Here is a 12689-nt window from a genome sequence, read left to right as displayed (position 1 = left end):
GTACCTGCTCGGGAGGTGTTACCGTGGAATCCCGTGGATCGCGTGATCACTTTGCTGATCAAGCACGGCGGTCTGCATGACCGCGACAGACGACACGGGAGCAGGCCTTGGCCCCATCAGCACGGACGACCAGGCACATTTTCGTCACCGGGGGCGTCGCCTCCTCGCTGGGTAAGGGCCTCACCGCCTCCAGCCTCGGCAACCTGCTGACCGCGCGCGGGCTGCGCGTGGTGATGCAGAAGCTCGACCCCTACCTCAACGTGGACCCGGGAACGATGAACCCGTTCCAGCACGGCGAGGTCTTCGTCACCGAGGACGGTGCCGAGACCGACCTCGACGTCGGGCACTACGAGCGTTTCCTGGACCGGGCGCTGTCCGGCAAGGCGAACGTCACCACCGGCCAGATCTACTCCGACGTGATCGCCAAGGAGCGGCGCGGCGAATACCTGGGGGACACCGTCCAGGTCATCCCGCACATCACCAACGAGATCAAGTCGCGGATCCTGGCGATGGCCGATCCGGACGACGACGGCCTCCTGCCCGACGTGGTGATCACCGAGGTCGGCGGGACGGTCGGCGACATCGAGTCGCTGCCGTTCCTGGAGGCGATCCGTCAGGTCCGCCACGATCTGGGCCGGGACAACTGCTTCTACCTGCACGTCTCGCTGGTGCCCTACCTGGCGCCGTCGGGTGAGCTGAAGACGAAGCCGACCCAGCACTCGGTGGCCCAGCTGCGCAACATCGGCATCCAGCCGGACGCCATCGTGCTGCGCTGCGACCGGGAGATCCCGGAGAAGCTCAAGGAGAAGCTGTCGCTCTACTGCGACGTGGACGCCGAGGCGGTCGTCGCCGCCCCGGACGCGCCGAGCATCTACGACATCCCGAAGGTGCTGCACCGCGAGGGGCTGGACGCGTACGTGGTGCGCCGGCTCGGGCTCTCCTTCCGGGACGTGGACTGGGCCAGCTGGGACGACCTGCTGGAGCGGGTGCACCGGCCCCGGCACACGGTCACCGTGGCGGTGGTCGGCAAGTACGTCGACCTGCCCGACGCGTACCTGTCGGTGAGTGAGGCGATCCGGGCCGCCGGCTTCGGCCACCGGGCCCGGGTGCAGCTGCGCTGGGTGCCCAGCGACGAGTGCGTCACCCCGACCGGCGCCGCGGCGGCCCTGGCCGGCGTGGACGGCATCCTCATCCCGGGCGGGTTCGGGGTGCGCGGCATCGAGGGCAAGATCGGCACCGCCCGGTACGCCCGGGAGAACGGCATCCCGCTGCTCGGCCTCTGCCTCGGCCTGCAGTGCATGACCATCGACGTGGCCCGGCACCTGGCCGGCCTGGACGGCGCCAACTCGTTGGAGTTCGACGAGCAGGCCGCGCACCCGGTCATCGCCACCATGGCCGACCAGGAGGACATCGTCGCCGGCAAGGGCGATCTGGGCGGCACCATGCGGCTCGGCGCGTACCCGGCGGTGCTGACCGAGGGCTCGATCGTCGCCGAGGCGTACGGCAGCACCGACATCAGCGAGCGGCACCGGCACCGTTACGAGGTGAACAACGCCTACCGCGACGCGCTGACCAAGGCGGGTCTGCACATCTCCGGCACCTCGCCGGACGGCCGGCTGGTCGAGTTCATCGAGCTGGACCGGGGGCTGCACCCGTTCTTCGTGGCCACCCAGGCGCACCCGGAGCTGAAGAGCCGCCCGACCCGTCCGCACCCGCTGTTCGCGTCGTTCGTCAAGGCCGCCGTGGCGTACTCGCAGGCTGACCAACTGCCGGTCGACCTGGACCCGGCGACGGAGGCCCCGACGGCGCGCAAGGCCGCCCGCAACGGCGCCTCGACGAAGGCGACGTCCGCGTCGTGAGCCAGGTCGAGCACCGGTACGAGGTGCGCTCCCGCGCGGAGCGTTACACCGGCCGGATCTTCGACGTGGTCACCGAGGAGGTGACCATGCCGGGCGGCGGGACGGGGTTGCGTGACCTCGTCCGGCACGTCGGGGCGGTGGCCGTGGTGGCGCTCGACGATGTCGGCCAGGTGGTGCTGATCCGGCAGTACCGGCACGCGGTCGGGCGGCACCTGTGGGAGCTGCCGGCCGGCCTGATGGACGTCTCCGGCGAGGATCTGCCGGCGGCGGCGTTGCGGGAGCTGGCCGAGGAGGCCGATCTCACCGCCGGGCGGGTCGACGTGCTGGTCGACCTGCACAGCTCGCCCGGTTTCACCAACGAGCTGATCCGGGTCTTCCTGGCTCGGGAGTTGGCCGACGTGCCGGCCGGTGAGCGCCACGAACGCCGGGACGAGGAGGCCGACATCCAGACCGTCCGGATCGACCTGGACGAGGCGGTCGGCATGGTCCTGGCCGGCGAGATCACCAACGCCGCCGCGGTGGCCGGGTTGCTGGCCGCGGCCCGCGCCCGGGACACCGGCTGGTCGGCGCTGCGCCGGGCGGACGCGCCGCTGCCGCGCTGAGCGTCGCCGCCGGTCCAGGCCGGCGAGAGGGTACGCGCGAAGGGGCCCCGCGGTCAGCCGCGGGGCCCCTTGCCGTCGGTCTGACTAGGAGTCGCGCAGCGGCCGACCCTGCGCGTCGGTGCCACCGTTGACCAGGATCAGGATGCCGTCGATGACGCCCCACAGCGCGCCGAGGCCGCAGGTCACGAGGCTCACCACGAGCTGGAGAACGGCGATCTTGGTGTGTCCGGTGTAGAACCGGCCGGCGCCGAAGGTGCCGAGCAGGATGCCGAGGATGCCCGCGACGACCTTGCTCTTGTCGGAGACCGGGGCGTAGCCCGGCTGGTACTGAGGAGTGGTCATGGGCGGACACACTAGTGATCCACTCAACCGCTGTCCGCACCGGTACTCGACATCTGGGACGATAATGGTCGAACACTGTCCTGTCGGCTGAGGTGCCCTCCCACCGCCGGCCTGCTCGGCGGCCTGACACTCCGTCAGGACACCCGGGCACCGGATGCCACTGTGCTGGCTCGCGGCGGGTCCGGGCGCGCCTAGACTGCCGCCGGCGGGACCGGTGGACCGCGGTGGCAATGGGGCCGTCGCGGCACCGAGCAGTCGGGGGAGAGCGGCCCCGAAGAGAGGTGTCTGCATCGTGAAGGTCGGAATCCCACGCGAGGTCAAGAACCACGAGTACCGCGTGGCGATCACGCCGGCGGGCGTCAACGAGTTCACCCGCAGCGGTCACCAGGTCTTCGTCGAGTCCGGCGCCGGCGTCGGCTCCAGCATCACCGACGAGGAGTTCGCCGCGGCCGGCGCCACCATCCTGGCCACCGCCGACGAGGTGTGGGACACCGCCGAGCTGGTGCTCAAGGTCAAGGAGCCGATCGCCCAGGAGTACCACCGGATGCGCCCGGGGCAGGTGCTCTTCACCTACCTGCACCTGGCCGCGTCCAAGGAGTGCACCGACGCGCTGGTGGACCGGAAGGTCACCGGCATCGCATACGAGACCGTCGAGCTGCCCGACCGGTCGCTGCCGCTGCTCGCCCCGATGTCCGAGGTGGCCGGTCGGCTCGCTCCGCAGGTCGCCGCGCACCACCTGCTACGTCAGGGCGGTGGACGGGGCGTTCTGATGGGCGGCGTCTCCGGCGTCTACGCGGCCAAGACCGTGGTCATCGGCGCCGGCGTGTCCGGCATGAACGCCGCCGCCATCGCGTTGGGCCTGCAGGCCGAGGTGCTGCTGCTGGACAAGAACGTCGGGCGGCTGCGCCAGGCCGACGCCATCTACCGCGGCCACCTGCAGACCGTCGCCTCCAACGCGTACGAGATCGAGCGAGCCGTGCTCGACGCGGACCTGGTCATCGGCGCGGTGCTGGTGCCCGGCGCGAAGGCCCCGACGCTGATCTCCAACGAGCTGGTCTCCCGGATGAAGCCGGGCAGCGTGCTCGTCGACATCGCCATCGACCAGGGCGGCTGCTTCGAGGACTCGCACCCGACCACGCACGCCGACCCGGTCTACAAGGTGCACGAGTCGATCTTCTACTGCGTGGCGAACATGCCCGGCGCGGTGCCGCACACCAGCACCTACGCGCTGACGAACGTCACCCTGCCGTACGCCCTGGAGCTGGCCAACCACGGATGGCGCGAGGCGCTGCGCCGCGACCCGGCGCTGGCGCTGGGCCTGAACACCCACGACGGCCAGGTCACCTACGGCCCGGTCGCTGAGGCGCACGGCATGGGCGTGCTCCCGCTGGCCGACGCGCTGGCCTGAGCGGCGGCGGACTGACCGGCATCGCGGACCCGGCCGGCGCGGGCGAGCAGCCCGCGCCGGCCCTGCGCCGTGCCGTGCGCGGCTACCTGGACCACCTCACCGTCGAGCGTGGACTGTCCGCGAACACCCTCACCTCGTACCGTCGGGATCTGGACCGCTACCTCGCCACCCTGGCCGACGCCGGCACCGCCGACCTCGCGTCGGTCGGCGGCGGCGTCGTCGAGTCGCATCTGGCCCGGCTGCGCGCCGGCGACGACGCCCACCCGCCGCTCGCGGTCTCCTCCGCGGCCCGCGCCGCCAGCGCGGTACGCGGCCTGCACCGCTTCGCGATGCGCGAGGGGCTGGCCGGCGGCGACCCCAGCCGCGACGTACGCCCGCCCACCCCGCCGCGCCGCCTGCCCCGCGCGCTGCCGGTCGACGACGTGGTCCGCCTCCTGGAGACCGCCGGCCCGGTCACCGCGACCGGCGAGGACGCCCCGCTCGCGCTGCGCGACCGGGCGCTGCTGGAATTCCTGTACGGCACCGGCGCGCGGATCTCCGAGGCCGTCGGCGCCGCCGTGGACGACCTCGACACCGACGAGGGCACCGTACTGCTGCGCGGCAAGGGCGGCCGGGTGCGGTTGGTGCCGATCGGCGGGTACGCGGTCCAGGCGGTACGCGCCTACCTGGTCCGGGCCCGCCCCGGCCTGGCCGCCGTCGGCCGGGGCACACCGGCGGTCTTTCTCAACGCCCGCGGCGGCGCGCTGTCCCGCCAGGGCGCCTGGGCCATCCTGCGCCGTGCCGCCGGCCGGGCCGGACTGCCGGTCGACGGGCCCGCCGCGGTCTCCCCGCACACCCTGCGCCACTCCTACGCGACCCATCTGCTCGACGGCGGCGCCGACGTGCGGGTGGTCCAGGAACTGCTCGGCCACGCATCGGTGACCACCACCCAGGTCTACACGTTGGTCACCGTGGAACGGCTGCGCGAGGTGTACGCCACCGCCCACCCGCGCGCCCGGGACTGAGACCGGTCGCGGTCGGTCCCGACACGCCGGGCCGGTGCTGAAGCCGCTGCTGGTCGGTGGCGTACAGTCGGCATCGGCGCGGACCTCCTGGGGCGACACGACCGGGGTGCGCAGCGGCGCCGCGAAGGACGTCGGACGGCTCCGACGCCGGGTGGTCGTCGGGAGGGGGCAACGAGCACATGGCTGGCAACGGTGACCGTGCCGAGACCTGGACGTCGGAGCTCCGCGAGCAGCAGGCCACGCTCGGCGCGGACCTGGGTCCGGCGGACCCGGCGGCCTACACGATGCGCAAGCCGATCCCCGAACCGATGCCGACCGATCGGCACGGCCCCGCACGCATCATCGCGATGGCCAACCAGAAGGGCGGCGTCGGCAAGACCACCACCACCATCAACCTCGGCGCGGCACTCGCGGAGTACGGCCGCAAGGTCCTGCTCGTCGACTTCGACCCGCAGGGCGCGCTCTCGGTGGGCCTGGGGGTCAACCCGCACAACCTCGACCTGTCCGTCTACAACCTGCTCATGCAGGACGACGTGACCGCCGAGGACGTCCTGATCAAGACCGACGTGGCGGGCCTGCACCTGCTGCCGGCCAACATCGACCTCTCCGCCGCCGAGATCCAGCTCGTCAACGAGGTGGCCCGGGAGATGGCCCTGGCCCGGGTGCTGCGCTCGGTCCGCAAGGAATACGACTACATCCTGATCGACTGCCAGCCCTCGCTCGGCCTGCTGGCGATCAACGCGCTGACCGTCGCGCACGGCGTGCTCATCCCGCTCGAGTGCGAGTTCTTCAGCCTGCGCGGCGTGGCGCTGCTGCTGGACACCATCGACAAGGTCCGCGAACGGCTCAACTTCGACCTGGAGCTCGAAGGCATCCTCGCCACCATGTACGACAGCCGCACCACCCACTGCCGGCAGGTGCTCCAGCGGGTGGTCGAGGCGTTCGGCGACAAGGTCTACCAGACGGTCATCACCAAGACGGTGAAGTTCCCCGAGTCGACCGTGGCGGGCGCACCGATCACCACGATGGACCCGGCATCCTCCGGGGCGCGCAACTACCGCCAGCTCGCCCGTGAGGTGATCGCCGCCCAGTCGGAGCGGTAGCCGGAACTCCCGGTGCCCGCCTCGTGGACTACGGTCGTCCGGTGACCGCGCCACCCCTCGACCCGCCCGCCGGGCCACCCGAGGCCGCCGCCCCGGCGGTGGCCGCCGAGGTCGACGGTGTGCCGGCTGTCGAGGAGACGTCCGGGTTCACCGTCCGGCTGGCCAACTTCACCGGCCCGTTCGACCTGCTGCTGCAACTCATCGGCAAGCACAAGCTCGACGTCACCGAGGTGGCCCTGCACAAGGTCACCGACGAGTTCATCGCCTACATCCGCGCCATGGGCGACCAGTGGGACCTGGACGAGGCCAGCGAGTTCCTGCTGATCGCCGCCACCCTGCTCGACCTGAAGGCGGCCCGGCTGCTGCCGTCCGCCGAGGTGGAGGACGAGGCGGACCTCGCCCTGCTGGAGGCACGGGACCTGCTCTTCGCGCGACTGTTGCAGTACAAGGCGTACAAGGAGGCGGCGGCACACATCGCCGAGCTGGAGGCGGTCGGCGGTCGACGCTACCCGCGCGCGGTCAGCCTGGAACCCCGGTACGCCGAGGCGCTGCCCGACCTGGTGCTCGGCATCGGCCCGCAGCGACTGTTGAAGCTGGCCGTGAAGGCGATGACCCCGAAGCCGGTGCCCGAAGTCTCGATCGCGCACGTGCACATGGTGCGCGTCAGCGTCCGGGAGCACGCGGCGATCCTCACCGCTCGGCTGCGCCGGGCCGGCACGGCCACCTTCTCGCTGCTCTGCGCCGACTGCGAGGCCACGCTGGAGATCGTGGCCCGGTTCCTCGCGCTGCTGGAGCTCTATCGCGAGGGGCTGGTGGCCTTCGTGCAGGAGCAGGCGCTGGAGGAGCTGACCGTGCGCTGGACCGGCCCGGCCGACGGCGACACCGAGTTGCACGTCGACGAGTACGCCGGCAATCCGGCCGAGCCGGTGGCAGGTGAGTCGGGGGTGGCCGAGCCGGCGGTGGTCGAGCCGGCGGTGGCCGAGCCGGGGGTGGCCGGGCCGGGGGTATTCGAGCCGGCGGTGGTCGAGCCGGGGGTGGCCGGGCCGGGTCCGGGCGGCGCGTCGGCGGGGGAGGCTGCGGGACCGGGCGGGACGGTAACGACGGAGGGTACTGAGGATGAGTGACGAGGAACGCCGGGACTCCCTGGCCGATCAGGCCGCTGCCTGGGTCCCGCCGTGGGAACGCCCCCGCCCGCCCGTGCCCACCGCCCCCGAAACCGACGAATCGGATGAATTGCCCGAGCCCGGTGTCGGCGGCGAGCCCTCGGACGAGTCCTTCGTCACGGCCCCACCCGCCGCAGCGGAAGATCTTGGAAGCGAACCGCCCCCAGGCGGGCCGGAATCCTCCAAGATCCTTGACGAGCCGGGCGCTGGCCAGCCGGGCGCGGGCCAGCCGGGCGCGGGCGAGCTGGGTGCGGGTGGGGCGGCTTTTGGCGTACCCCGGAAGGAGCCGGCGGGGCGGCGGCGGGTGACGGCCGCGCCGGAGCCCGCGCCGGAGCTGTCCGACGCCGAGCTGCGCGGCGCGCTGGAGGCGATCCTGCTGGTGGTCGACGAGCCGGTCAGCGAGATGGTCCTGGCCCAGGTGCTGGAGCAGCCGGCCGAGCGGGTCGGGCCGGCGCTCGACGAGATCGCTGTCGGCTACACCACGGCTGGGCACGGATTCGAGCTGCGCCGGGCGGCCGGTGGGTGGCGGCTGTACACCCGGCCGGAATACGCGACCTACGTCGAGAGGTTCGTGTTGGACGGGCAGTCGGTGCGGCTGACCCAGGCGGCGTTGGAGACGCTCGCCGTGGTCGCCTACAAGCAGCCGGTGACCCGATCGCGCATCTCGGCCATCCGGGGTGTCAACTGCGACGGGGTCATCCGTACGCTGGTTACGCGCGGCCTGGTCGAGGAGTGTGGCACCGAACCGGACAGCGGGGCGTTCCTCTACCGGACCACCACGCTGTTCCTGGAGAAGCTCGGGCTGAACACCGTCGCTGAGCTGCCGCCGCTCGCCCCTTTCCTGCCCGACGACGTAGAAGAGCTTGCTGATGCGACCCGATAACCGTTCCCCGAAACCCGACGCCCCCACCTTCGAGGGGGCTGAGCGCCTGCAGAAGGTGCTCGCCGCCGCTGGCGTGGGTTCCCGGCGTGCCTGCGAGGACCTGATCTTCCGGCGCCGCGTCACGGTGGACGGGCGGGTCGCCAAGCTGGGCGACAAGGTCGACCCGGCCACCGCGGTGATCCACGTGGACGGCGAGCGCCTCCAGGTCGACACGCGGCTGGTCTACGTGGCGATGAACAAGCCGCGCGGGGTGGTTACCTCGATGGCGGACGACAAGGGACGCAACGAGCTGGCCGAGTTCATCGGCAACCGGGTGGAGCAGCGGGTCTACCACGTCGGGCGGCTCGACGCGGACAGCGAGGGGCTGCTGCTGCTCACCAACGACGGCACGCTCGCGCACCGGCTGATGCACCCCTCGTACCAGGTGCTGAAGACCTACCTCGCCGAGGTGACCGGGCCGATCCCGCGCAACCTGAGCAAGCGGCTGCTGGCCGGCGTCGAGCTGGAGGACGGGCCGGTCAAGGTCGACTCGTTCAAGGTGGTGGACACCCTGGGTAAGACCGCCCAGGTAGAGCTGAGCCTGCACGAGGGGCGCAAACACATCGTCCGGCGACTGCTCGCCGAGGTCGGACACCCGGTCACCCGGCTGGTGCGTACCTCGATCGGGCCCATCCGGCTGGGTGAACTGCGCACCGGACGGATCCGCCGGTTGACCAACGCCGAGGTCGCCGCCCTGTTCAACGCGGTGGGTGACTGACCCCCGAGTTCGGGGTACGGCTGCCGGTAGGCTCCACCGACGGCCGAGACGCGGTCGCCGGGTGGCGTGGGTCGCCTCCGGTGGCGTCGCGCGTGGGTCCACGAGAGGACCCGGGCATGATTGATGACGATTGAACAACCGCTTGCGGCGCCGAATCACCGGGCGTTCCGTGAGGTACGGGCTGAGGAGGACACGGTGGAGGAAAACGTACGGGCCGAGCGATGTGTGGTCGCTGTGGACGGGCCGTCCGGTTCGGGCAAGTCCACCGTCTCGCGGCGTCTCGCCGCCAGCATCGGTGCCCGCTACCTGGACACCGGGGCGATGTACCGGGCGATCACGTGGGCCGTGCTGCGCTCCGGGGTCGACCTCACCGACGCCGCGTCGGTGGCCAAGGTCGCCGGCGAGGTGGACCTGCGCATCGGCACCGACCCGCAGGGGTACGGAGTGACCGTCGACGGCGTGAGCGTCGACGCGGAGATCCGTGGCCCCGAGGTGACCGGCTCGGTCTCCGCCGTCGCCGCGGTGTCGGCGGTCCGCGAGCTGCTGGTCAGCCGGCAGCGCGAGATGATCGCCAATGCCGGCCGGATCGTGGTCGAGGGCCGTGACATCGGCTCGGTCGTGGCGCCGGACGCCGACCTGAAGGTCTTCCTGACCGCCTCCGAGGCGGCCCGTGCCGCCCGGCGCAGCGCCGAGGACGCCGCCGACGTGGCGGCCACCGCCGCCGACCTGGCCCGCCGGGACCGGCTCGACTCGACCCGCAAGGTCAACCCACTGGCCCAGGCGCCGGACGCGGTCGTGCTGGACACCACCGAGCTGGGCATCGACGAGGTCGTGGCAAGGCTGCGCGACCTGCTCACCGAGCGGGGAGTGGCATGAGCGAGCGTAGTGAGCGAATCATCGGGCTCAGTGTGGACGTGTCTCATGTCGTTCCGGAGCGCAGCGGAGGAGCGGCATGAGCGAGCGTAGTGAGCGAATCATCGGGCTCAGTGTGGACGTGTCTCATGTCGTTCCGGAGCGCAGCGGAGGAGCGGCATGAGCATCGAGGGTGCTGGGTGGGTCGAGCTGCGTGAGCCCGACGTCGCCGTCGAGCAGACCGGCCCGCAGCCGGTGGTGGCCGTGGTCGGTCGGCCCAACGTGGGCAAGTCCACTCTGGTCAACCGGATCATCGGCCGTCGGCAGGCGGTCGTCGAGGACATCCCCGGGGTGACCCGGGACCGCGTGCCGTACGACGCGCAGTGGAACGGCCGGGCGTTCACCGTGGTGGACACCGGCGGCTGGGAACCGGACGCGAAGGACCGGGCCGCGGCCATCGCGGCGCAGGCCGAGACGGCGGTGGTCACCGCCGACGTGGTGCTCTTCGTGGTCGACGCCATGGTGGGCTCCACCGACGTGGACGAGGCCGCGGTGAAGATGCTGCGGCGCAGTGCCAAGCCGGTGATCCTGGTCGCCAACAAGGCCGACAACACCTCTATCGAGATGGAAGCCACCTCGCTCTGGTCACTTGGCCTCGGCGAGCCGTTCCCCATCTCCGCGCTGCACGGCCGAGGCTCCGGCGACCTGCTGGACGCCATCCTCGACGCGCTGCCGGAGGCCCCGGCGATCGTGGAGAACCGGCCGCGCGGGCCGCGCCGGGTGGCACTGGTCGGACGGCCGAACGTGGGCAAGTCCAGCCTGCTCAACCGGTTCTCCGGCGAAGAGCGGGCGGTGGTCGACTCGGTCGCCGGCACCACTGTCGACCCGGTGGACAGCCTGGTCGAGATCGGCGGTCAGACCTGGCAGCTCGTGGACACGGCCGGACTGCGCAAGCGGGTCGGCAAGGCCAGCGGCACCGAGTACTACGCCAGCCTGCGTACCGCCGCCGCGATCGAGGCCGCCGAGGTGGCCGTGGTGCTGCTGGATTCCAGCGAGCCGATCAGCGAGCAGGACCAGCGGATCCTGACGATGGTGACCGAGACCGGCCGGGCACTGGTCATCGCCTTCAACAAGTGGGACCTGGTCGACGCCGACCGCCGGTACTACCTGGACAAGGAGATCGACCGGGAGTTGCGCCGCATCCCCTGGGCGATCCGGCTGAACCTGTCGGCGATGACCGGCCGTGCCGTGGACAAGCTGGCCCCGGCGCTGAACAAGGCGTTGGCCAGCTGGGAGACCCGGGTACCGACCGCGCAGCTCAACCAGTGGTTGACCGCGCTGGTGCAGGCCACTCCGCACCCGGTGCGTGGTGGACGGGCACCGCGCATCCTCTTCGCCACCCAGGCCGGGGTGGCGCCGCCGCGGTTCGTGCTCTTCACCACCGGCCCGCTGGACGCCGGCTACCAGCGCTTCGTCGAGCGCAAGCTCCGCGAGGAATTCGGGTACGAGGGCAGCCCGATCGAGATCTCGGTCCGCCCGCGCAAGAAGCTCGGCCCCGGCGGCCGAGGCAAGGCACACGGCTGACCTCGGTCCCGTCGTTCGAAAATGCCGGATGGGCCCTCGGGCTCATCCGGCATTTCCGTCCCCACCTTCCACCCACCCACCCACCCTCCTAGGACGCTGTAGGGGTTGTGAGGTGGTTCGGTGGTACCAGGGTGCGGGTGGGGCCTGTGCGGAAGACCGGGGGCTGCTGCGCTAAGCTGTACCGGCTGCCGCGGGGGAGACCTCGCGGGGGCGGGACGTGGCGCAGTTTGGTAGCGCACTTGACTGGGGGTCAAGGGGTCGTCGGTTCGAATCCGGCCGTCCCGACCGATTGACCTGGGAAGATGAAGATCTTCTTGGGTTACGGCGGTAACATCCGGTAACGGATGATCTTTATTGGCGGTAACCGCGTGGATGGTTGGCCGTAACGTGTGCGCTGTAAAACGCTCTGACCTGCCGCTTCATCTGCCTCCTGGATGAAGCGGCATTTTGGTCTCTTGATTCCGTGTTAAGTGGTGCCTACGGCGCTGCCGCCTGTCCCGTGGTCGCCGACAGACATCGCTGTGGTTGCCACCTGCTGGGGATGAGGCAGCCAGGAAGGGTCGCTGAGGAGCCAAGCGCCGTCGCCGTGGCCGTCTCTGAGGTGCAGTCGAGTGAGGTTAACCAGGTACCTCGGGGCATGCCGCGCGGCCTGCGCGTTCAAGGGGAGGGCGCGCAGGTATCCACCGGCATGTTGGTGGCACCGCTCCCGGGTCAGCTGAGCTGGCCGCAGTCGGAGGCGATCAGCGCTGCCTGGTTTTAGACGGCAGACGCAGCCCCGGGATCTCACCGCCGCTGCCGGCGGTTGCCGAGCGCTCAACTCGTCTACCTGTGCTCATTACTGTCCCTCGCGAGATGACGACGGATAGCCGCACGCAATTCTTGAACGCCTTTTCCATTGGGTGCCATATGTGCTGCCCACGGTCGACCTGGATGAAGCTCATCCCAGGGCGATCGCCGTGCCATGCGAGCTTTGCCTGGCTCGTGGAAGCCGAAGCCCTCTAGGACGGTGTTCCACACGGGCTGGTGGTCACCCACCAGTAGACGTTCCGCTCCGGCGGAACGTGTCAAGGATTTGAGGCCAGCGGGAGTTATGCGGCTTGAGGTTCCGGCTCTGGTTTGTTGATCCAGACCT

General features: G+C 71.0%; 12 protein-coding genes and 1 tRNA gene. 11 read left to right on the top strand and 2 right to left on the bottom strand.

Translation table 11 applies throughout. The features are described 5' to 3' along the window. Positions 1-107 precede the first annotated feature (107 nt). The gene (locus ACFQGL_RS30795) at positions 108-1859 is read left to right on the top strand and encodes a CTP synthase (protein WP_377516154.1); all 1752 of its coding nucleotides are present in this window, start codon (positions 108-110) and stop codon (positions 1857-1859) included. Further along, complete coding sequence (locus ACFQGL_RS30790; RefSeq protein ID WP_377516153.1) at positions 1856-2461, top strand: NUDIX domain-containing protein; 606 nt, start codon at positions 1856-1858, stop codon at positions 2459-2461. Before ACFQGL_RS30795 ends, ACFQGL_RS30790 begins: the two co-directional genes overlap by 4 nt. An 84-nt stretch (positions 2462-2545) precedes the next feature. Here the strand turns inward: ACFQGL_RS30790 and ACFQGL_RS30785 are convergent, their stop codons facing one another. Continuing rightward, positions 2546-2803: a TM2 domain-containing protein gene (locus tag ACFQGL_RS30785; protein WP_377516152.1), complete on the bottom strand. Its 258-nt coding sequence runs from the start codon at positions 2801-2803 to the stop codon at positions 2546-2548. 292 nt (positions 2804-3095) lie between these two features. Here ACFQGL_RS30785 and ald point away from each other — a divergent pair, with 292 nt between their 5' ends. From ald to ACFQGL_RS30740, 9 genes are all read left to right on the top strand, one after another. Further along, positions 3096-4211: an alanine dehydrogenase gene (gene ald / locus ACFQGL_RS30780; RefSeq protein WP_377516151.1), complete on the top strand. Its 1116-nt coding sequence runs from the start codon at positions 3096-3098 to the stop codon at positions 4209-4211. Between the two features lie 20 nt (positions 4212-4231). Then, positions 4232-5215, top strand: coding sequence for a site-specific tyrosine recombinase XerD (locus tag ACFQGL_RS30775; protein WP_377516169.1), 984 nt, complete (start codon positions 4232-4234; stop codon positions 5213-5215). 179 nt (positions 5216-5394) lie between these two features. After that, complete coding sequence (locus ACFQGL_RS30770) at positions 5395-6318, top strand: ParA family protein (RefSeq protein ID WP_088990243.1); 924 nt, start codon at positions 5395-5397, stop codon at positions 6316-6318. 41 nt (positions 6319-6359) lie between these two features. Continuing rightward, positions 6360-7442: a segregation and condensation protein A gene (locus tag ACFQGL_RS30765; RefSeq protein ID WP_377516149.1), complete on the top strand. Its 1083-nt coding sequence runs from the start codon at positions 6360-6362 to the stop codon at positions 7440-7442. Next, on the top strand, positions 7435-8364 hold the full coding sequence (scpB, locus tag ACFQGL_RS30760; RefSeq protein WP_377516148.1) for an SMC-Scp complex subunit ScpB: 930 nt from the start codon (positions 7435-7437) through the stop codon (positions 8362-8364). The genes ACFQGL_RS30765 and scpB overlap by 8 nt, the downstream gene beginning before the upstream one ends. Next, the gene (locus ACFQGL_RS30755; RefSeq protein WP_377516147.1) at positions 8351-9121 is read left to right on the top strand and encodes a pseudouridine synthase; all 771 of its coding nucleotides are present in this window, start codon (positions 8351-8353) and stop codon (positions 9119-9121) included. The genes scpB and ACFQGL_RS30755 overlap by 14 nt, the downstream gene beginning before the upstream one ends. A 195-nt stretch (positions 9122-9316) precedes the next feature. Continuing rightward, the gene (cmk, locus tag ACFQGL_RS30750; RefSeq protein WP_377516146.1) at positions 9317-9997 is read left to right on the top strand and encodes a (d)CMP kinase; all 681 of its coding nucleotides are present in this window, start codon (positions 9317-9319) and stop codon (positions 9995-9997) included. A 156-nt stretch (positions 9998-10153) separates the two neighbouring features. Further along, entirely contained in the window at positions 10154-11557 is a 1404-nt protein-coding gene (gene der, locus ACFQGL_RS30745; protein WP_377516145.1) for a ribosome biogenesis GTPase Der, read from the top strand. A 211-nt stretch (positions 11558-11768) separates the two neighbouring features. Further along, positions 11769-11842 (top strand) — tRNA-Pro (locus ACFQGL_RS30740). A gap of 537 nt (positions 11843-12379) precedes the next feature. Here the strand turns inward: ACFQGL_RS30740 and ACFQGL_RS30735 are convergent. After that, entirely contained in the window at positions 12380-12625 is a 246-nt protein-coding gene (locus ACFQGL_RS30735; protein ID WP_377516168.1) for an Eco29kI family restriction endonuclease, read from the bottom strand. Positions 12626-12689 lie beyond the last annotated feature (64 nt).

It is taken from the genome of Micromonospora vulcania (assembly GCF_042658605.1).
Lineage (GTDB): Bacteria > Actinomycetota > Actinomycetes > Mycobacteriales > Micromonosporaceae > Micromonospora > Micromonospora vulcania.
Note: the sequence above shows the minus strand (reverse complement) of the source record. Positions and strands in the feature narration are given on the sequence as shown.